12 protein-coding genes are annotated in these 20,474 nt (G+C 37.0%); 6 read left to right on the top strand and 6 right to left on the bottom strand.

Going from position 1 to position 20,474, the window contains the following annotated elements; all coding sequences use genetic code 11:
• The first annotated feature begins 24 nt into the window (after positions 1-24).
• Both ACFIKQ_RS03375 and ACFIKQ_RS03370 read left to right on the top strand, forming a co-directional pair.
• Positions 25-2,970, top strand: a complete 2,946-nt coding sequence (locus tag ACFIKQ_RS03375; RefSeq protein ID WP_375635732.1) for a bifunctional [glutamine synthetase] adenylyltransferase/[glutamine synthetase]-adenylyl-L-tyrosine phosphorylase — start codon at positions 25-27, stop codon at positions 2,968-2,970.
• A gap of 708 nt (positions 2,971-3,678) precedes the next feature.
• Complete coding sequence (locus ACFIKQ_RS03370; RefSeq protein ID WP_375635731.1) at positions 3,679-4,497, top strand: outer membrane protein; 819 nt, start codon at positions 3,679-3,681, stop codon at positions 4,495-4,497.
• Positions 4,498-5,821: 1,324 nt separating this feature from the next.
• On the opposite strand, the gene ACFIKQ_RS03365 is transcribed toward ACFIKQ_RS03370, so the two are convergent.
• The 5 genes from ACFIKQ_RS03365 to ACFIKQ_RS03345 all read right to left on the bottom strand — a co-directional run bounded on the left by ACFIKQ_RS03365 (position 5,822) and on the right by ACFIKQ_RS03345 (position 14,440).
• Positions 5,822-6,712 carry a metallophosphoesterase family protein gene (locus tag ACFIKQ_RS03365; RefSeq protein ID WP_375635730.1) on the bottom strand — a complete coding sequence of 297 codons (891 nt, stop codon included), beginning with the start codon at positions 6,710-6,712 and terminating at the stop codon, positions 5,822-5,824.
• 896 nt (positions 6,713-7,608) lie between these two features.
• Positions 7,609-9,705, bottom strand: a complete 2,097-nt coding sequence (locus tag ACFIKQ_RS03360) for a glutamine amidotransferase (protein WP_375635729.1) — start codon at positions 9,703-9,705, stop codon at positions 7,609-7,611.
• A complete protein-coding gene (locus tag ACFIKQ_RS03355; RefSeq protein ID WP_375647055.1) occupies positions 9,702-12,500 on the bottom strand; it encodes a DUF4159 domain-containing protein in 2,799 nt (932 codons plus the stop codon). The genes ACFIKQ_RS03360 and ACFIKQ_RS03355 overlap by 4 nt, the downstream gene beginning before the upstream one ends.
• Positions 12,497-13,408 (bottom strand): DUF58 domain-containing protein, encoded by a 912-nt coding sequence (locus ACFIKQ_RS03350; RefSeq protein WP_375635727.1) that lies wholly within the window; start codon positions 13,406-13,408, stop codon positions 12,497-12,499. Before ACFIKQ_RS03350 ends, ACFIKQ_RS03355 begins: the two co-directional genes overlap by 4 nt.
• Positions 13,409-14,440: an AAA family ATPase gene (locus ACFIKQ_RS03345; protein ID WP_375635726.1), complete on the bottom strand. Its 1,032-nt coding sequence runs from the start codon at positions 14,438-14,440 to the stop codon at positions 13,409-13,411.
• 249 nt (positions 14,441-14,689) lie between these two features.
• Here ACFIKQ_RS03345 and ACFIKQ_RS03340 point away from each other — a divergent pair, with 249 nt between their 5' ends.
• Entirely contained in the window at positions 14,690-15,943 is a 1,254-nt protein-coding gene (locus ACFIKQ_RS03340; protein ID WP_375635725.1) for a CCA tRNA nucleotidyltransferase, read from the top strand.
• Positions 15,944-16,537: 594 nt separating this feature from the next.
• On the opposite strand, the gene ACFIKQ_RS03335 is transcribed toward ACFIKQ_RS03340, so the two are convergent.
• Positions 16,538-17,014, bottom strand: coding sequence for a tRNA (cytidine(34)-2'-O)-methyltransferase (locus ACFIKQ_RS03335; RefSeq protein ID WP_375635724.1), 477 nt, complete (start codon positions 17,012-17,014; stop codon positions 16,538-16,540).
• A gap of 692 nt (positions 17,015-17,706) precedes the next feature.
• On the opposite strand from ACFIKQ_RS03335, the gene petA reads away from it, so the two are divergent.
• Genes petA through ACFIKQ_RS03320 form a run of 3 tightly spaced genes read left to right on the top strand, consistent with a single transcriptional unit; the run spans position 17,707 to position 20,403 of the window.
• Positions 17,707-18,255 (top strand): ubiquinol-cytochrome c reductase iron-sulfur subunit, encoded by a 549-nt coding sequence (gene petA / locus ACFIKQ_RS03330; protein ID WP_375644862.1) that lies wholly within the window; start codon positions 17,707-17,709, stop codon positions 18,253-18,255.
• A 4-nt stretch (positions 18,256-18,259) separates the two neighbouring features.
• Positions 18,260-19,516: a cytochrome bc complex cytochrome b subunit gene (locus ACFIKQ_RS03325; protein WP_375655919.1), complete on the top strand. Its 1,257-nt coding sequence runs from the start codon at positions 18,260-18,262 to the stop codon at positions 19,514-19,516.
• Entirely contained in the window at positions 19,510-20,403 is an 894-nt protein-coding gene (locus ACFIKQ_RS03320; RefSeq protein WP_375644864.1) for a cytochrome c1, read from the top strand. The genes ACFIKQ_RS03325 and ACFIKQ_RS03320 overlap by 7 nt, the downstream gene beginning before the upstream one ends.
• The last annotated feature ends 71 nt before the right edge of the window (positions 20,404-20,474 follow it).

Here is a 20,474-nt window from a genome sequence, read left to right as displayed (position 1 = left end):
TAAAGCAATAGAAAGGAAGGCAAAATGCTTTTCAAGGGAGCGCAGACGAAACAAGCTTTTTTAAAAACACAGCTTCTCCCTTTATGCCCTCTCGATAAAAGTGGTTCCCAATGGTTAAAAGACATGGAAGAACAAGCAAGGAAAGAAGGTTTAGAATCGCTTGTTTCCCTTATTTCAGAGAGTGGAACGCAGATAGTTTTTATCAGTTCGGTTATGACCTTATCTCCTTTTTTGCGTGAGGTTTTAATTGCCAATCCATCATATCTTAGTGCTTTATTAAATGTTGATATAGAAACAAGGCTGAGCGAAATTATAGATGATATTACGGCTATTGATAAGGATGAATCTATAAATGAAACTTCATTGATGGCTGCTTTAAGGCGCAAAAAACGAGAAGCGCATGTTCTCATTGCTTTAGCTGATTTGAGTGGTGTTTTTACTTACGAAGTTTCATGTGTTTGGTTGACACGTTTGGGCGAAGCAGCATTAAGTGTAGCGCTGCGTTTTCTATTAAGAGAAGCGCATGATCATGGTAAGATCAATTTATTAAGCCGTGAAAATCCAGAAAAAGACTGTGGTTTAATTATTTTAGGGATGGGAAAATTAGGAGCAGGGGAACTTAATTATTCTTCTGATATTGATCTTATTGTTTTCATTGATGAAACATCACCTCATATTGGTAATCTTTCTGAAAGTGTTGACGTATTTTCTAAAATGGTACGCCGATTAATCCGTATCATTCAAGAACGCACTGCGGAAGGATATGTTTTTCGTCTTGATTTTCGGCTTCGTCCAGATCCAGGATCAACTCCTTTGGCTTTACCAGTAAGGACTGCCTTGCGGTATTACGAAGGGCGTGGGCAAAATTGGGAACGAGCAGCCATGATTAAAGCACGTCCAGTTGCTGGCGATAAGAGGGCAGGTTTTAACTTTCTTAAAGAGCTTTTTCCCTATGTGTGGCGGAAATATTTAGATTACGCTGCTATTGCTGATATTCATTCGATCAAACGTCAAATTCATGCGCATAAAAATTACGGTCAAATTGCAGCTTATGGGCATAATATAAAGTTAGGTCGTGGTGGTATTCGTGAGATTGAGTTTTTTGTTCAGACACAACAGCTCATTGCTGGTGGGCGTTTTCCTCAATTACGTGGACGCCAGACAGTTGCAATGTTAGCAGAACTTCACACGCTTGGTTGGATCAGTGAGAAAACCAGAAATAGCCTTATAAAAAGTTATGCTTTTCTTCGAAATGTGGAACATCGTATTCAGATGCTTTTCGATGAACAAACACACCTTCTTCCAAATGATATTGCTCAATTCACAAGTGTTGCCTATTTAATGGGTTATCAAGACAGCAGCAGTTTTATCCGTGATTTATTAAAAACACTTCAGGTTGTTGAAAAACATTATGCAGCACTGTTTGAGAATGAGCAAGAACTTGGTTTAGAAATTGGTAATTTAGTTTTTACAGGTGAAGAAGATGATCCGGAGACATTAATAACGTTAAGCCGTTTAGGCTTTGAAAGAGCAAGTGATATTTGTCGTATTATGCGTACTCTCCATTGTGGTCGTTATAAAGCAACGCAATCAGCCGAAGCACGCGAGAGATTAACGGAATTAACACCAGCTCTTTTGAAAGCTTTTGGTGGGACAAAACGAGCTGATGAGGCGATGTTGCGTTTTGATAGTTTTTTACAGGGCTTACCTTCAGGAATTCAGCTTTTTAGTCTTTTGCAGTCTAATCCCTCTCTTTTGGATATGCTTGTCCTTATTATGGGCGCTGCTCCACGTCTTGCAGAAATTATTACACGCAGATCCCATGTTTTTGATGGAATGTTAGATCCGAATATTCTTTCAGAATTACCAACAAAAACGTATTTAGAAAAACGGCTTGAATATTTTCTTGAAAATATCTTTCCTTATGAGGAAATTCTCGATCATTTAAGAATTTTTGCAGATGAACAACGTTTTTTGATTGGTATTCGAATTTTGAATGGTGCAATTACAGGAGAAAGAGCGGGTTTTGCTTTTACTGCGCTTGCTGATCTTATGATTACAAAAACATTTGCTGCCGTTCAAGAGGAATTTTCTCGTCTTCATGGTAGTGTTAAAGGGGGGCGTGTTGGCATATTGGGTATGGGGAAGCTTGGAAGTCGCGAATTGACGGCAGATTCCGATGTTGACCTCGTTTTGCTTTATGAACACGATGATGATGCAGAAATATCTGATGGAGAAAAGCCTCTTTATATCTCTCAATATTATACGCGTTTAGCACAGCGCCTCATTTCTGCTTTATCCACTCTTACAAGCCAAGGTGTTCTTTATGTCGTTGATTTAAGGTTACGGCCGTTAGGCAATAAAGGACCTGTTGCTGTTTCTTTTCCATTTTTTAAAAAGTATTATCGCCAAGAAGCATGGATATGGGAATATCTTGCTTTAACAAGGGCTCGAGGCATTGCAGGAGATCCTGATTTTTTACAAAAGCTAGAAAATGAAGTGTGTGCAATTATTGCTATTTCTCGTGATAAGAAGGAAGTTGCAAAAGAAGTATGTGAAATGCGTTCCTTGATTGCAAAAGAAAAGCCGCCAAAAAATCAATGGGATTTAAAAACGATGTCTGGTGGCATTATGGATTTGGAGTTTATTGCTCAATTTTCTCTTATTACGCATGTCATTGAGTTTCAAATTGGAGCAACAACAGCTGATATTTTAGATCACTTACCAAACAGTTTTCTTAATCAGTCATGTATTGCTGATTTACATTATGCCTATCGTCTTTATACAAATTTGAGTCAAATTATACGGCTTTGCTTAAATGATTCTCTTGATCCCAATAATATGCCACCTGGATTAAGTGACCTTTTGTTAAATAGTGTTGGGGAACCTGATTTGCTTCGTGTTGAAAAGTTAATTGCAGAAACTGGGCAATTGGTCTGTTCAGTTTTTACAAAAATCATGAAACATTAAAATAATTCTATAAGAATAATAAAAATTATTAATTCCATTTTTATATATTAATTTTTGTCTTTTATTTCATTACACGCTTGAGAGGGTTAGAGTGAAGTTCTCTACTGATTTCTCAAGTGTGATGAAAAAAATTCTCTGTTAAATGTGCCATTCTAGGTGTCATTCTTTATACAAAAAGCGATGAGTGACGAGTTTAGTGAATGATATTCTTTATGAATCTTATCTCCTGTATATGAAAAAGCATATGGGTCATTTATTAAGCAGCAGTATATCAGATACATTTATGAATTAAGAGATATTCAACACAAGAATATATGCAAGAGTATTTTGATCGTATTTGATCGTACAGATTTATATAAAAACTTATAGAGATTATGTCTCATTACACTAATAATACCAACATATTGAAATCAATATGATAAAAAGCTTTATTGATTACATACCTCATTTTTTCAAAAAAATGACATTATAATTATTTGTATAATTATTTGTATAATTATGGATAATAATGATTAATATGAAGCTATAAAAGATAATATGTAATAATTAATGGAAATACAAAGCATATTTAAAGTTTTTTATAATATTATTTATTAAAACTACTTTTATTTTTTTGTAACTGTGTCATTTTTGCTATAGATTTTTTAAAAAAAATGTGAAACGATTTACTATTATTTATGTATCACATTAGCTTTTAGGGGAGCAATTATGATTACAAAGTATTTAGTCTCAACATCTATCTTTTCTTTAATTTCAATTTCTGTAGTACAAGCGGCGGATGTCATTACTCCTGAACAGCCTGTTCCTGTTATTGCAGTTCCTGCTTTTTCTTGGACAGGATTTTATCTTGGAGGACAGATTGGTAGCTTTTCAGGTAAAACAACTGCAAGTTATTTAAAAGATGAGACGGGGATATGGAATCCAATTGGAAAGGAGGATTTACCTAAACTTTCTGGTTTTATAGGGGGAGTTTATGCAGGTTCCAATATTGATATCGATAATGGTTTTATTATAGGTATTGATACGGATATTATGTGGGCTGATAAAAAGAGTACAAAAGACATTAATCGACCAAAAAAAAGTCAAACTGAAGAAGCTTCTTCAGAAGAAACAAATCTAACAAGAGATTCTCATGAGGAGGATTCGGCAATACCTATTGAAGCTGTACGCCATACTTTAAAACAAAAATGGGCTGGTGCTACGCGGGTGAAAGTTGGTTTTGCGATTGAGCGTGTGATGCCTTATGTTTCTGGTGGGGTTGCTTATACGCAGCTTCAGAATATTTTTGGGTTAGTTGCTGATAGCAACAACAGAGCAGTTAATTTTTCTGATTGGTTGCATGATGAAAAAAAGACCATGATTGGTTATACCCTCGGGGGTGGTGTTGATTTTGCAATGACTGATAATGTTATTGTGCGTGCAGAATACCGTTATTCAGATTTTGGTAAAAAGAAGTTCGTGCATGATAAATTTGAAATGGGCTACAAGACAAACGATTTCCGCGTAGGTGTAGCTTATAAATTTTAAATTTTTGCAGAATTAAAAATTCAAAAGTCTCATTTTCGAATGAGGCTTTTATTTTTTAGATATGTGCTGGAAAATATCCTTCACTCAAAAGAGCTACTATTTTATTCGAACAATACTTTGATTTGTAAATATAATTTACCTTTTTATGTTGAGTGAGAGCCCCAAGTATCATAAGATTTTCTCATTTTTAACCTATACCATGTTGAACCAATCAAAACCATGTTTTTTGTACGTCAAAGGAGGGAGAGCCGTGAGATAAAAAACATTAAAGAAAGAATAAAAATGCCTCTTATGAACCATCTCAAGTGCCAAAGGCTGTCGCTAGATTGGGGGTGGCAAAGTGTGAGATTTGATACTAGTTTGCTTTTTCATAAATGTAAAGATGGTGCTACTAAATGGACTTATCATCACATTATTCATAGGTGCCATGGGGAAATGGATTTGGGTGCTTTAAAAGATGCTTTTTTAACAAACACATGAATTGGCAACTTAATGGCGTTTTGTTTTATTTGAAATACCTTTCATACAATCGACTTTTCTGTTTTTCGTTATCGTAAAATATTTTATTTAATATTATAAATAATAATTTATAGTAATAAAATAATTATAAAGAGTATTATAAAGTGATTTATAGGAAAAATAGATAGAAAATTAGAAATTTATCGAGACATAAAAAACATTGTTACCTATGCCTGTTATCGAAATAGAATCTATAATTTTTTATAAATCTTTTAAATGTACGATAATAAATGTCGAGTGAAATAAGAGAGAATAATTTCAAATCTATTTACGATAAATCAATCAGCATCGTTTGTTTATCAATTACAAATAGGTTGGGTTATTGAAATTATATACTTTAGTTATTATTGGGATTTTTTAGTCATTGATTTTCAGGTATAGAAGCTGAATAAGCTTCTCTATTATTCTATAAAATATCATCACTGTAGTGATATAAGGATTTTATGCATTAGATGCTTTTGGAGGAGTGTATGATGAAATTCAAGGCGGGATTTGTGTGTAGAGCTTTGTGAAGCAAATCACATGCACAATTAGCAGGTGGAATCCGTGCGACAAGAATCTGGATTATTTATAGATCAGGTGTGGTAGAAATTTTCGTCCTTTAGGACGGGAAGGAAGTAAACCAATGAGTTTGTAAAGCCAGTCATATAAGAGGGGTAGCAGATGGAATTCTCTGAGAGAAATTGATTTATCGACAGAGAAAGTGGAACTTTGTCGTTTAAAGAGAAATAAGAATTATGATTTCCAAAGGGATATGAAATAAAAATACTTTCGTTTTTGGTTGTTTTGGCAACTATGAAGGTGTTTAAAGATTAATTGTTTCAGTACATGCAATCTCGTTTTGGGGGGTTATAATGCTATAACGTTGCAATTGGCAGTGCCATTGATTTTGTAAGCGTTCAATGGAAAATAAATTAAAGCCTGCGGGTGGTTTTTTATCACCAAAAGCTTGTGATGCGGAAGGAACACCAACAATAGGAATTTTTTTTATAGGTCCTTCAATGTAATTCAATGTAGGTAAATGAGTATGTCCGTGAAGAATAAGTTCGCAACCGTGATATTTGATAACGTCTAGAAAACGTTTTATATCTCGTAGTTTTTTATGCCAAGATGTTGCCTTGGGAAAGGGGGGATGGTGAATCATGACGACACGAAAAAGGTTACGCTGTGCTGCTTCCTTTAAAAAGAGTGGTAAAGTTTGCGCTTGTATTTTACCAAAATAACCAGAAGCTTGAAAAGGTGGTGTCGCGATGGCTGAAGAAGTTGCTATAATGGCGACATTTTTGCGAATGCGCATATAAGGAAAAAGAAAGGCGCTTTTTTGAGGGACGTCACCTGTGATCCAAGGTTTAAAAAGAGTACATGCTTTTTGGAAAGCACCGCGGACATAGGCGTCATGATTTCCAAATGTCAAGGAAATATCTTGAGGTTGTCCTAAGTTAAGTAGCCAACGATGTGCTTGTTCAAATTCCTTATCTAGAGCAAGATTCACAAGATCACCAGAGATCACAAGATGATCAGGTTTTTTTTTGTTTAAGGCATCTATTAAAGTTTCTAGGACATTTGTTACCATTTGACTCTTACGTTTTCTTTGCCAATTCAGATAACCGGTAAGACGCTTTCCAGAAAGTTCAAAAAGGGAAGGTTGCGGGAGAGGGGAAAGATGTACATCCGATATATGGGCAAGATAAAACATAAAAGCTCGTAGAGTATTAAAAATGATTTAGAGCATAAGCATAAGATAAGTTGATACTTAAAGGCAAGAAGGATTGTAAAATGAAAAATAGCTTGTTGAAAATATGAGAAAATTCTTTGAAGAATTAACGCTGTATTGTATTTTTTATGAAAAGAGCAACATAATACAACATATCATTCTTGGCAATTGATATGTCTTTTGTATGATGGGATAGACTTTAAAATGATGATCATAAAGTTTTAAGACTTTTAAATAGCTTTTATACGACTACACATTATCATAAAAAATCTAATTATTCAGTATAAAATGCAAAAGAATGTATTGTATTTATCAGGAATTTTTACGGTTTTGGGCTGCCATGTATTGCTTTTAATGGGAGATTTTTTCACGCAAAACAGAACGATTCAAGAGGAATATCCCAAATAAAATATCATTGTGCTGTACATTCATATATTTGTTTTGAAGAGATATTTCCCAGTGCGCTTGATTCCATTTCACGAAAGTTCTCAATACTATGAAAAGCCCCGTTTATAAGGCTTATTATGCGCCACCATTTTACATTTATACAAGGTGCAAAGTAAAACCATTATACTATTCCCCTCCCAATTTTGTGAAAATCCTTGCTTTAAGAGGATTCATAAGAGGTACTTTACTCTTTTCTTCAATGGTTTTTATTCATACAGACCTCTTTTAATGATGTGCAAGCGAGTGATTTTAATTAATTTAATATAGAAAGTATTACAAAAAAGAAAAATCCTACAGGGAATAATGACTCAATATGACTATAATGATAAATTATCATTATAGATCAATGTTTTTATCTAATTGTAAAAGACAAGAAAATACACAAAAAAATAAGCTAAATTTTAAGACTATTATACGAAATTTCAGATTTTTCAACGGCTTTCACGATACCACATGCTGCTCAACAGTAAAAGGCAAGCAAGCAGCGCCAAGAAACCAGAAAATATCGAAAAATAAAAGGTATTAATTAAACGGGTTTCTGTCGCTTCTTTCAGAATAATTGAATGTGCTGGGGAAGAAGACGGGTTTATTTTTGATTGAATCAGCTTGAATGGAGGAAGATGAATGTTTTCTTTTCCCTCAGGATGTAACCGTCCGATATAACCACCGGTGTGTTTAATAATGGGGGCTAGTTTTTCTTGTGTTGAAATTAAGTCAAACAATTCAAGATTATCGAGCATCCCTACAGAAGAAAGTATTGTTAAATCGCCATTTTTAATGGTAAAAATTCCTGTTTCATTAGTGGTCCCAGTTGCGCTGAAGAGACCTTCTTGCTCTTTGGTGAGAGTGATATGTTCTTTTTTTCCAGAAGGAAAGGTTATTTCAGCGGGTTCTGGATGGTCTTTTAGAGTTTGGCGGTGAATTGTTAAATGATGATGGCTGCTAGTTGCACTTAATTTTTCTTCCTCAAGCTCTGGTTCTTTCATGAGCCAATGGGCAATACGACGATAAAGAGCTGCATAAGGACCGCCGCCTTCGAAACCTCGTGCCCAAAGCCAACTTTCATCGGAGAGCAACATGCCTACACGTCCTTTATCAACATGCGCGAGAAGTAAAAGTGGTTGTTCATCGGCTCCTTTCATGAGGGCGATTCCGTTATTTATGTTTTGAATAGCAATTTGTCGCAACCATTGCCCCCATTGAGAAGCTGGAAGGTTAAGTGTTGCAAGGCCCCTTGTGACAGGATGGCGTTCACCTTCTTTGGTTAATGTGGGGCGAAAAGGCTTTTCAATAATAGTTCCATTGGGCAATGCCGGTAGAATGCTTATTAAAGGTGTTTTCGCAAGTGAGTTGTTTTTTGTAAATTCAGGTCCTGTTACCATCAGCAATGCACCCCCCTTTTGTACATATTGGGCGATATAATCATAATAGATTAAGGGTAGGGCAGCAGAGTGCTGGTAGCCATCAAGGATAATGAGATCAAAGTTATTAATCTCTTCAACAAAGAGTTTTCTTGTCGGAAAGACCACCAAGGATAATTGGCTTAAGGGCGTATTATCTGCTTTGGTGGGAGGACGTAAAATAGTAAAGTGAACAAGATCAATATTGGAGTCACCTTTCAAAAGGTCTCGCCATGTCCGTTCTCCATTATAAGGAGCACCTGAAATAAGAAGAACGCGTAAATTTTCTCTGATTCCTTCAATGATTGTTATGGCGCGGTTGTTTTCAAAGCTTAGTTCACCTTTGTGTGGATCGGTTATCACTTGGATAATATTTTTTTCAGCATGAGGAAGGGTAATTTCAGTTTGAAAAATCACGCCAGGAGTTACAGAATAATGGCCAATGTTTTGTCCATTGACGCTTAGTGTAATATTTGCTTTCTGTGGTATTGTTTTTTTGGCGGGGCCTTTATCTTCTACCAAAATGGAGAGCGTTTGTGGTTTGTTGACAAGGGCAAAGCGTGGAGGAGAAATAAACTTGATTTGGCGATCAAATTCATCTGAGTGTCCTGTAATCAGAGCATTGAGAGGTGCTTTATGATGAAGGTCTGAAATGGAAGGGATGTCATGTACTTGTCCATCGGTGATAAAAATGGTTCCTGCATAACGAGAGGACGGCACATCAGATACTGCTTGTGTTAAAGCATCAAACAAATTCGTTGAGGGCGCATACTGATTATCAGCAAGTTTTCCAGCTTCAATAAAGCGTGGTTCAAATTGTGGATAATGCGCCAATGCTTGCGTTAATTGCGCGCGCGCTTCATCACTATCGTTTGTACGTGTTCCAAATGTTTGGCTTTTGCTGCGGTCAATGACAATACCTACTGTGCTTTTCAGTGGTTCGCGCTGTTCTTTTATGATCATTGGATTGAGCAAAGCAAGGATGAGGGCGCTTAATGCCATCAGACGAAATAAAGAACCTTGACGTTGCGTAACAAGACCAACAACGACAAAAAGCATCGATATTCCACTTAAGAACAGAATCCAAATGAGTGGTAAAAAAGGCTGAAAAGTGAAAAATGATATCATTGCCTTCTTTCTCTTTTAAAGCGTTCCAAGAGTGCTGGAACATGAACTTGGTCCGCTTTATAGTTTCCTGTAAGAACATAAAGGACAATATTTAAACCTGCACGAAATGCCCATAGACGTTGCATTGGATCATTGGGAACAAGGGGATATTTCCATGTCCCTTTTTCATCCAGTGCCCAAGCACCGGCAAAGTTATTGGCGGTGATGAGAAGAGAACTTACATTATCACCGCTAGCAAGAGAATTTTTATTTTTTTTGTTTGTTGATGAGGATTCAATCCATAAAGGTGAACCACGGTAGAGACCAGGAAAATCTGGCATAATATAAAAAGAACGTGCAACAACATGATCCGTTGATGCTGGCTCAATGGATGGAATATTTAACTCTTTTAAGATATCTCGTAATCGTTGCGTTTCTGGAGTGGCATCTCCTTCAAGATTAAGATTGCTCTTTATCTGATCGCGTGTGTCAAATAAAATTGTTCCCCCATGTTTCATAAAGTTATTTATTTTTTCAAGACTTTTGGGAGTAGGTATAGGACTCTTAACATCAATTGGCCAGTAAATAAGAGGATAAAAAGAGAGTTCATCTTTATCGAGATCAAGTGCTGTAACAGAGCCTGGGGTAAGCATTGTACGTTCTGCGATAAATTGACTTAACGCTTCTAGACCACTTTTACTCGTTGTATCAATTTCATGATTATTGGTTATAACATAGGCAAGATGTGTTGCACCAGCAGCTTGTACACTATCATGATGATTTTCTTTCGTTTGTGCATAAAGAGTTGGATCATATGAAAACAAGGCAATAAGACTTATAAAAGGGAGGAGAAACATATTACGCCGTTTCATGAAAGAAAAAATATCTCCCATCCATAAAATGAGAAAATTGTCAAAGGCGAATAATAAGATGGCTAATCCTAAAAGTGGACCGATAAGATTTTTTTCTTTTGTATCGTAAGATAAAGGGCTTTTATTAAGAGAAGTTGGCAATGATGATTGTTTCATCAAGTGCGACGAACGAGTTAAGAGATTGAGTGCATAAAAATCGCTTTTGACACCATAAAGTCCTGGGGGAGTATTATAGGAAGGATGGGGTGGATTTTGAGAGTCAAAGACCAGTGGAACAACATGAGAGGGCGGTACTTGTAATTGTCCGTCAGCGGTTATGGTTCGCCACGGGTTTTGTACCATTGTTCTTTTTTCTCTGTGTGTTAGGTTTGTGTTTTCGTTAGACCCTAATGTGATTAGTTTTTGCAACATTTGTGCAAAAAAGCCAGAAAGAGGAAGATTAGACCATGTGGGGTCAGGAGCAACATGAATGAGAATGAGGGTTCCTTTACCACGTTTTGCTGCGGTAATAAGAGGGGTTCCATCCGAAAGGCTAAGCCACGTTTTTTCAAAAAGATCTGGGGTTGGTTCTGCGAGGATTTGGCGCGAGACAGTGACATCTTCTGGAAAAGGAAGATCAAAGAAAAAGCTATTTTTTGCAAAAGGGGCAAGCTTTTGTGGTTTCGTCCAAGACATAATACTTCCAAGGAAACGTTGCCCCTGACGTAGCGGTATCGGAAGGAGACTATCATAATGTTCTGCACTACTGAGTTTTTCTCCTGCAAAGCGGATGAGTGTTCCCCCTTTATTCACAAAATCAGAAAGTTTTTTTTCTGCTTTTTCAGGCATGTTAACCATGTCGCTCATAATGAAAACAGATGGATTTTGTTTAAGCAAATAATCAATATCCGTTGAAAGCTCTCTTCCACCGGCGGTTATAAGCTGTGTATATTTCTGTAATGCTTTGATAATGTAATAAAATGGAGAAAGTAAAGGCTGTGCCATTTCATTGGTATCGGGTGATAGAAGAGCAACACGGCTTATCTTGTTATGGCTGTCTACCAAGAAAGTTGCAGCAGCATGGTTTTGATTATTCATTTTTATCCAAGCGATATCATTACGTAGTTCAAGTGGTACATCAAAAGGAACAAGAGCTGTTGTTTCTCCTTCAGAGAAATTTTTCGTAAATTGACCGAGAAGTTGATTGTTTGAATCGTAGAGGTTGAGTGTAGCGGAAGTTTTGCCGTGTGTTGTTGAGCGGATAATACGCGCGACCATGCTTCCATCGTTATTTTCTACGGATGTTATGCCGATTAAATCGGAAATATCAGCCAAATACCATAAGAATTTTTCAGGTTTTAATTCTTCAAGCAAAGCAAAAGCTTGCTCATCTTCATTTGTTTGTAATCCATCACTTAAATAAGCAACATCAAGAGGTTTTCCTTTGGTTATTTTTCTGAGTTTTTTCAGTGCGTGCACACGGTTGACAGGCCAAGGACGCGGTTGCAAATGCATTAAATGCTGTTTTATAATCTTGGCGGGTTGCGGCTCTATATTGGAGATATCATTTTCAGCCGTTGCAATAAGATAAATATTTTTTTGCTGTTTTTCTGCCTGAGCAAGGAGCATTTCAGCGATAGAGATGCGCTTTTTCCATTCTTTTACAGAAGCCCAACCATTATCAATAATGAGTGCAAGGGGTTGAGATCCGGAAAAGCTGATTGGTTTTTGATCCCACGTGGGGCGTGCTAACGCTATGATAACAAGTGCCGCTATGGTTAAACGCAACAAGAGCAACCACCAAGGTGTATGTTTTGCTGTTTCCTGCTGATGAGTTGGTTTGGGTAAGAAGCGTAACGGAGGAAAAAGCTCTTTACGCGGAGATGGAGGAGTTATCCGCAACAGCCACCAAATGACCGGTAGGAACAAAAGCCCTAGTAACAGAAAGGGAGCAGCAAAACTCAAAGGGCCCTCCTTTTTTGCAATGGAGAGTCGCCCATTGTATTTGCAAGATGAAAAATGGTCTCTGTTAAAGGTTGATCCGTTTTACTAACGTGATAAGACCATCCTTGACGTGCGCAAAAATTTGCCAACTCTTGTCGCCTTGCGTGATATAGTTTACAATAGCTCTTACGAAGATCTTCTGCTTTTGTGGAAACATGTTTCTCTTTCGTTTCAGGATCAAAAAATTCTGTGTGACCTGCGTAGGGAAAGCTTTCTTCTGCGGGATCAGAAATTTCAATTAAATGAGCTGTCACCTGTTTTGTAGTTAAAACGGTTAAATGTTGGATGATTTTTTCAGGATAGTCGAGAAAATCACTCATTATAACGACATGTGAAAAGCGTGTAATCGTTGAAAAATCCGGAAATGAATTTTCATCTGAATGATTTTCTAAAGCAAAGGCTATTAGCTCTACGACATTGGATGTCATTGTGGGGGACATTAAGTTTGGAATAGCAATATGTTCGCCACTGCGAGCAAGAAGTGATGCTAGGGTAAGGGTAAGAATAATGGCATGATTACCTTTAGAGATTTTAGAAAAGCGCGAACAGTAATGCATTGATGCGCTCTGATCAGGACAGAGCCAAACGGTTTGTGTCATTTGCCATTCGTGTTCGCGGAGATATGTATTTTCATCACGCGCTGAGCGCCGCCAATCAATGCGGGTAATGGATTCTCCTTCAACATAGGGACGAAATTGCCAAAAGTTTTCCCCATTACCGCGTTTGCGTTGTCCATGCCATCCGGTTATCAGTGTATTAGCGATATGACGTGCTTGTAAAAGGAAATATGGCATTTTGCCAGTATCCTTATCCAGTTCATTTGCCAGCGACAATGGAGGCTTTTGTAAAACTTTTTTGCCAATAGCCATTCAAAGAGCATCTTTCACAAGGTTATTGATAATATCTTTTACAGTTACATCTTCAGCACGGGCAGAAAAATTAAGAGCCATGCGGTGTTGTAATACGGGATAGGCCAATGCTTCAACATCATCAAGTGAGGGGGCTAAGCGTCCATAATAAAGAGCACGGGCGCGAACACAAAGTGAAAGGGCTTGTGATGCCCGTGGACCAGGTCCCCAAGAAACATAAGTATTAGCAAGGCTATTGTCTTTATGAGGGCGAGTTGAGCGGACAATTTTTAAAATAGCTTCGATCACATTTTCTGAAAGAGGCATTTTGCGAACGATATTTTGAATTTTTTGCAATTTTTTGGCGGACAAAATTGGTTTTGCATTTGATTTCTTTTCTTTTGTTGTTTCTAAAATGATCCGTCGCTCTGTTGTGAGGTCAGGATAGTCAATATCGATTTGCATCAAAAAGCGATCCAGTTGTGCTTCAGGAAGTGGATAAGTCCCTTCTTGTTCGAGAGGATTTTGCGTTGCAAGAACATGAAAAGGTTGTGGCAAATCATAACGGATACCTGCAACAGTAACATGATATTCTTGCATAGCTTGTAAAAGGGCTGACTGTGTCCGTGGGGAAGCACGATTGATTTCATCGGCCATGAGAAGTTGCGTGAAAATAGGACCTTGAATGTACCGAAAAGAACGTTTACCGTCTTTATCGGAATCCATAATTTCAGAACCAATAATATCCGATGGCATTAAGTCAGGAGTAAATTGGATGCGTTTTTCATCAAGCCCTAAGACTGTTCCCAATGTTTCAACAAGACGTGTTTTTGCAAGTCCTGGAGCACCGACAAGAAGGGCGTGACCACCAGCAAAAATAGAGATTAAAGCATATTCGATTACCTGACTTTGCCCAAAAATAACTTTGTCAATTTCTTGTTGTAAAATATCCAATTCTTTGTGTGCCATATCAATATCATCAATAATGACTTGAGCCTCATGATTGATATTGACCTTTTTTACAGAATTGGATGATAGATCATGTTGACTCATATTTCTTCCTTAAGGCGTTTGTCGCAAAAATGGTAATTTTCTCTGCATGATAATGGATATTTTATTGTTTGTAACAGAAAATGAGAAGAAATGAAGTATCATATGCCATTTTTTTCATATTCGTATACAAGAAGAGAAAAGTTTTTTTTGGAAGGAATAGACGTGTTTTATAAGGGATGTCTTAAAAATTTTGTTTTATGAAGAGAGTTCTTTAAAGCAATGAAGACAACTTTTTTGAAAGGTTAAAGGGTGAATATAAGACAGGACTTCAAACAGGTTGCGTGGTTACAACAAAAGGATATCCAAACACTTCTTCGTGTTTTGTCTTTGGAGGGAGAAGAGGCGCGTATTGTAGGGGGAGCAGTGCGCAATCAACTGCTAGGGCAGCCTATTAGTGATATTGATATTGCAACAACTTGTTTGCCGCAACAGGTTATTACACGTGTAGAAGAAGCAGGATTTAAAGCTATTCCTACAGGGATTGCTTTTGGTACAATAACAGTAGTTGCTCATTCATGTTCTTATGAGGTTACAACGCTTCGCTGCGATATTGAAACAGATGGTCGTCATGCAAAAGTGGCATTTGGTCGTGATTGGAAAAAAGATGCTGAACGGCGGGATTTTACGATAAATGCGCTTTATTGTGATGCTGCTGGCAATCTTTATGATGATGTGGGAGGTTTGAGTGATATTGCTAGCCGAACAGTTCGTTTTATTGGGATTGCAGAAGATCGTATTTGCGAAGATTATTTGCGTATTTTACGTTTTTTTCGCTTTTTTGCATGGTATGGAGCAGGGCGACCTGATGTACAAGGATTGAAGGCATGTGTTAGTTTAAAACACGGTTTAAAAAAACTTTCTTCTGAACGTATTTGGGCAGAAATGAAAAAGCTTCTTGCGGCGTTTGATCCAACGCGTGCTCTTTTATGGATGCGACAAAGCAGAATTTTGGCACTTATTTTTCCTGAAACAGAACGATGGGGTATTGATGCAATTCACGCATTGGTGAAGACAGAACACGCTTTTGGTTGGAAAGTTGATCCATTGTTACGGCTAGAAAGCCTTCTTCCTCCTGACCCCATACGTCTTCATGAAATGGCACAGCGCTTGCATTTTTCCCATAAAGAAACAACACGATTAAAAGAATGGGCAGAGTTAGAAATAATAAACCAAAACTGTTCTGATCATTTTGTGCAAAAACTGATTTATTTTCATGGACGACAGCCAGTTTTAGATCAATTATCGTTGTCTGTCGCTGCATCACATCTCGATAATCTGGAAAAAAGTGATGCTTTGCAAAGAGCAGAGGATTATGTCAAGCTTCATCAGCTTGCCAAAAAATGGCAGATTCCAACTTTTCCCATTAATGGTAACGATTTAATAAAGAAAGGTTTTGCTAAAGGTGTGCTTTTAGGAAAAAAGCTTAAAGAGTTAGAAATGATATGGGTCGAAAGCGGATTTTTAATGGATCGTCATGCATTATTAGAAAAAATTGATTTATAATAATAATTCATTATTCGTCATGTGAAACAAGAGCTCCGAATATTGTGAGGTTATTTCAAACCTGTTCATATTACATAAATCCAAATTATAGCCTTACACGTTACAAGTGGGGGAAGCCGTGTGAGGAAAAATGATTACAGAGAGAAAAAATGTCTCTTATGAACCATCTCAAAGATAAGGATTCTCGAAAGTGAAAACGGATAAAGAGAATAATGATAGTAGTTTTCACTTTGTATGAGCATAAAGAGGGGGATGTCCAATGGATTTTTACTATGAGGAGTATTTAATCATTCATAAGTGGTGATATGAAATGGATGTGATGGGCACTAAGAAATGTTATTTTATCAGCACTTGATTGTTGGAAAATGATAAGCGTTATACGCTCTAACTATTCTTGATATGTTGTATATTGTTTTTCGTGATAATTTATGAGTTTTTATAGGCATTCTATAAGTTATTCCAAAAGTATTATTGAACTTTATGCGCTTTTAATTACTATCTATATTCTATAAAAAAGATTTTTTTAATTATTTAAAACCATATTTCATGTATTTTTATTGTTCTATTAAAGATTTTAATGGAATTGTTGTGTTTTTATAGATTACAGTTTCTTTCATGATAACCAATTTGGCGTAATGCTTCTCCCGTTGTTATGGCTACGCACATGGCGAGATTTAGAGAGCGTGCCTGTGGTTGCATGGGAATTTTCAATGTGTAATCGGCCGTTTCATGAACATAATCGGGAACGCCAGCTGTTTCACGACCAAAAAGTAAAACATCATTTTTTTGATAGCATATCTGCGTATAGCATGTTTTTGCTTTTGTACTTAAAAGCAACAGACGGCGGTTAAAGTGTTTCATGGAGCTTATAAAATGTTGCCAATCAATGTGTCGTTCTAAGGAAGCATATTCGAGATAATCCAATCCTGCGCGTTTGAGATTACGATCCGACAGATTAAAGCCTGCGGGTTCAATAATGTGCACATGTAAACCAAAACAAGCGCTAAGACGTAAAATCGTTCCAGTATTACCAGCGATATCAGGTTGGAAAAGAGCTATATGAAGTGTCATGTTCTCTGTAATATGATTTTTCTTTCAACTTTGTAAAGAAGCGTTACAATTTATTCGAAAAATATGCTTTGAGAAATACATGTTTTTTATGTTTTATTTTTATTCACTTTAAATTTCAGGGAAAAAGTTATGTACATAGGTTTGTTTGGGATAAGAGAGAATCTCCCTATTAGGGACTTCCTTATGTTGAAAAGCGGGATATTTAATGAGGTTAGATCATCCATTTTAATGAAAATCAACAAAATATGCTTTTTATGCAAAAGCAGAAGCGGAAAAAATACTCATTCAACCAGTTGGAATTGAGGGAGGGAGAGATGCTGTAAATGTGTTAAAGAAATAACCGATAAGCTCAACTTATTTACTGAGATCTGGTCATAATAAGACTATGTTTCTTTCTTTAGGAGTGTTTATTTACACGCTATCTCCGTTTTTCCCAGGCGGGGGAGTAATTTTGATTGATTAATATGAATAGGTTTGAAATGAAAGAAACTTACGGTGTTTCAGGATTTCATTCACTCTGTAAAACGATGAATTATCATTATAAAACAGTTTTTTGTATAGACCATACAAATGGCAGAAGTTTTTTACGGGGATGTTTTTATGGTTGATGCAACTGAGTGATCAAGCATTGTACAATGGGAGAGGGTATGGTAGAAGAATGTTTTAGCAAATAGTCTCTTTAAGTTAAGTCCATGGGTGAGCAAACGAGGCGGGATTTTCTGTTTTTGGTAACAGCTGTTGCAGGAGCAGTTGGAATGGGAGCGGTTGCGTGGCCTTTTATCCGTCAGTTGCGTCCAGATCAAGCTGTTTTGGCATCTTCCTCTGTTGAGGTTGATCTTTCTGGTATTGAAGAGGGGATGTCGGTGACGGTAAAGTGGCGAGGACAGCCTGTTGTTATTCGAAACCGTACGACAAAAGAAATTGCTGATGCGCGCGCTACTGAATTGAGTCTTCTAAAAGATCGTCAAGCGCGCAATCCTAATCTTGAAGGTGAAAAAGAAGCAACAGATTTTGCGCGTTCAGCAGGTAAAGGACGTGAAAATTGGCTTATTGTTATTAATCTTTGTACGCATCTAGGCTGTGTAACACTTGGGCAGTCGGGTAAATTTGGAGGATGGTTGTGTCCCTGTCATGGGTCTGTTTATGATACCGCTGGAAGAGTGCGGTCAGGTCCAGCTAACTATAATTTGGCTATTCCACCTTACCAATTTCTTTCTGATACTTTGCTCAAAATAGGATAAGGTTATGACAAGGTTTCCTCCTTATTGTCCTAAAAATGCTCTTGCTCGTTGGTTTGATAAGCGTTTTCCTCTTCCTCGTTTTTTTTATAATACATTTGTGATTTTTCCTGTTCCGCGTAATCTTAATTACTTTTACACATTTGGCGGTATTTTGACCATTATGCTTTTATCACAGCTCTTGACTGGTATTGTCTTGGCTATGCATTATGTTCCAGATATTCATTTGGCTTTTGAAACTAGTGAACGATTTCGGCGTGAAGGGCAGTTTGGTTGGCTTTTTCGTCCATGGCATTCTGTAGGCTCTTCGTTTTTTTTTATTGCTGTTTATATCCATTTGGCACGTGGACTTTATTATGGTTCTTATAAAAATATGCGAGAAATGGTGTGGGTTACAGGTATTTTTATTTATATCATCATGATGGCAATAGCATTTTTTGGTTATGTGCTTGTTTGGGGGATGATGTCTATTTCAGCGGCTTCAGTGATTGCAGGGCTTTTAAAAACGATACCTTTGGTGGGGACATGGTTGCATGAGACACTTCTGGGTGGTTATGGCATAGGACAACCAACGTTGAATCGTTTTTATGTTTTCCATTATGTTTTATCATTTGTTTTGCTTCTTTTTGTGGGGCTGCATATTTGGGCAATCCATTGTGTTGGGCAAGGCAATCCAACGGGTCTTGCTATACAATCAGATAAGGAAACGGTTCCATTTTCACCTTATGCGCTTATCAAAGATATTTTTGCTATTACTGTTTTTTTGATCTTCTTTGCCTGGTTTTTGTTTTATATGCCCGATTATATGGGGCAGGCTGAAAATTATAGTGTGGCAGATCCTTTAAAGGCACCTCTTCGTGTGGTTCCAGAATGGTATTTTTTGCCTTTTTATGCGATACTTCGTGCTATAACTTTTGATATTGGTATTTTCCCTTCAACTTTTGTGGGCTTTGTTTTATTCGTCAGTTCGATTTGCATTTTAATTTTTGTGCCATGGTTAGACCGCTCTAAAATATGTTCAGCAAGATATCGACCTGTTTATAAAATTTTCTTTTGGGCGTTGGTTATTGATGTCGTTTTTCTTGGTTGGTTGGGATCAAGAGAAATAAATGACAAAATCCTTTTATGGACGCAATTGGCTACGGTTTATTATTTTATATTTTTTTTGGTTATTTTGCCGACTTTGCCAGCGTTTGAAAAAAATTGTTCTCTTCCTTCTTCAATTATGCAAGATTTAAAACAGAAAAAAAAGAGACTATGGTAAAAGTTTTTGTCGGACTGATTGTTATCGTTGCTATGAGCTTTTCTGCTCAGAGTTTAGCGAGGGATGCCTCTGATCAGGAGGAGGAATTTATTTCTTTTCCTTTAAGGATTCCTAAAAAACAAGAATGGAGTTTTTCAGGTCCATTTGGGCTTTATGATAAGGCGCAATTGAGGCGTGGATTAAAGGTTTATAAACAAGTTTGTTCCAGCTGCCATGGACTAAAATATGTGGCTTTTCGCAATTTAAAAGCTCTTGGGTATGATCAAGAACAGATTAAAGCTTTGGCGCGGCAATATGAAGTGCGCGATGGTCCTAATCGAGAAGGAAAATTTTTTAAACGTGCTGGGGTTGCAACGGATTATTTTCCTTCTCCCTTTGCACATGAAGAAGAAGCAAGATTTATTTTGAATAGTGCTTATCCTCCAGATTTGTCATTGATGGCACGTGCACGTGGTGTATCTTTGCCGTTTCCTGCTTTAATTACTGATGTATTGGCTCATTATGATGCAGCTGGTCCAGATTATATTACAGCTCTTTTAACAGGATATCAGAAGGCACCGAAGGAGATAAAAATTGCGGATGGTTATTGGTATAATCCTTATTTTATTGCCGGTAATTCTTTAACTATGGCTCCTCCTTTGAGTGATGGTATGGTTGTTTATGAAGATGGAACCCCAGAAATCATTGAACACTACGCGCGCGATGTTTCTGCTTTTTTGATGTGGGCTGCCGATCCTCATATGGAAATTCGTAAAAAAACCGGTTTTCGTGTTATTTTATTTTTAATCATTTTTGCTGGGCTTGTTTATATTTTAAAAAATCGTATTTGGTGTGGTTTAGAAGAAGAGTTAGAGAAAGAAACAAAAGACGAAATAAAGAGAAAATGATAAAGCGACAAGGCTTGAAAGAGTATAGAGTATAAAGAGCATAAGGAACAAATCTGTTTATGATGCATTGA

The sequence above is a fragment of the Bartonella sp. MR63HLJHH genome (assembly GCF_042194155.1).
Taxonomy (GTDB): domain Bacteria; phylum Pseudomonadota; class Alphaproteobacteria; order Rhizobiales; family Rhizobiaceae; genus Bartonella; species Bartonella grahamii.
Note: the sequence above shows the minus strand (reverse complement) of the source record. Positions and strands in the feature narration are given on the sequence as shown.

Coding starts and splice junctions, on each gene's coding strand:
- ACFIKQ_RS03375 (WP_375635732.1), top strand. CDS start 25: ATGCTTTTCAAGGGAGCGCAGACGAAACAAGCTTTTTTAAAAACACAG.
- ACFIKQ_RS03370 (WP_375635731.1), top strand. CDS start 3,679: ATGATTACAAAGTATTTAGTCTCAACATCTATCTTTTCTTTAATTTCA.
- ACFIKQ_RS03365 (WP_375635730.1), bottom strand. CDS start 6,712: ATGTTTTATCTTGCCCATATATCGGATGTACATCTTTCCCCTCTCCCG.
- ACFIKQ_RS03360 (WP_375635729.1), bottom strand. CDS start 9,705: ATGATATCATTTTTCACTTTTCAGCCTTTTTTACCACTCATTTGGATT.
- ACFIKQ_RS03350 (WP_375635727.1), bottom strand. CDS start 13,408: ATGGCTATTGGCAAAAAAGTTTTACAAAAGCCTCCATTGTCGCTGGCA.
- ACFIKQ_RS03345 (WP_375635726.1), bottom strand. CDS start 14,440: ATGAGTCAACATGATCTATCATCCAATTCTGTAAAAAAGGTCAATATC.
- ACFIKQ_RS03335 (WP_375635724.1), bottom strand. CDS start 17,014: ATGACACTTCATATAGCTCTTTTCCAACCTGATATCGCTGGTAATACT.
- petA (WP_375644862.1), top strand. CDS start 17,707: ATGGGTGAGCAAACGAGGCGGGATTTTCTGTTTTTGGTAACAGCTGTT.
- ACFIKQ_RS03325 (WP_375655919.1), top strand. CDS start 18,260: ATGACAAGGTTTCCTCCTTATTGTCCTAAAAATGCTCTTGCTCGTTGG.
- ACFIKQ_RS03320 (WP_375644864.1), top strand. CDS start 19,510: ATGGTAAAAGTTTTTGTCGGACTGATTGTTATCGTTGCTATGAGCTTT.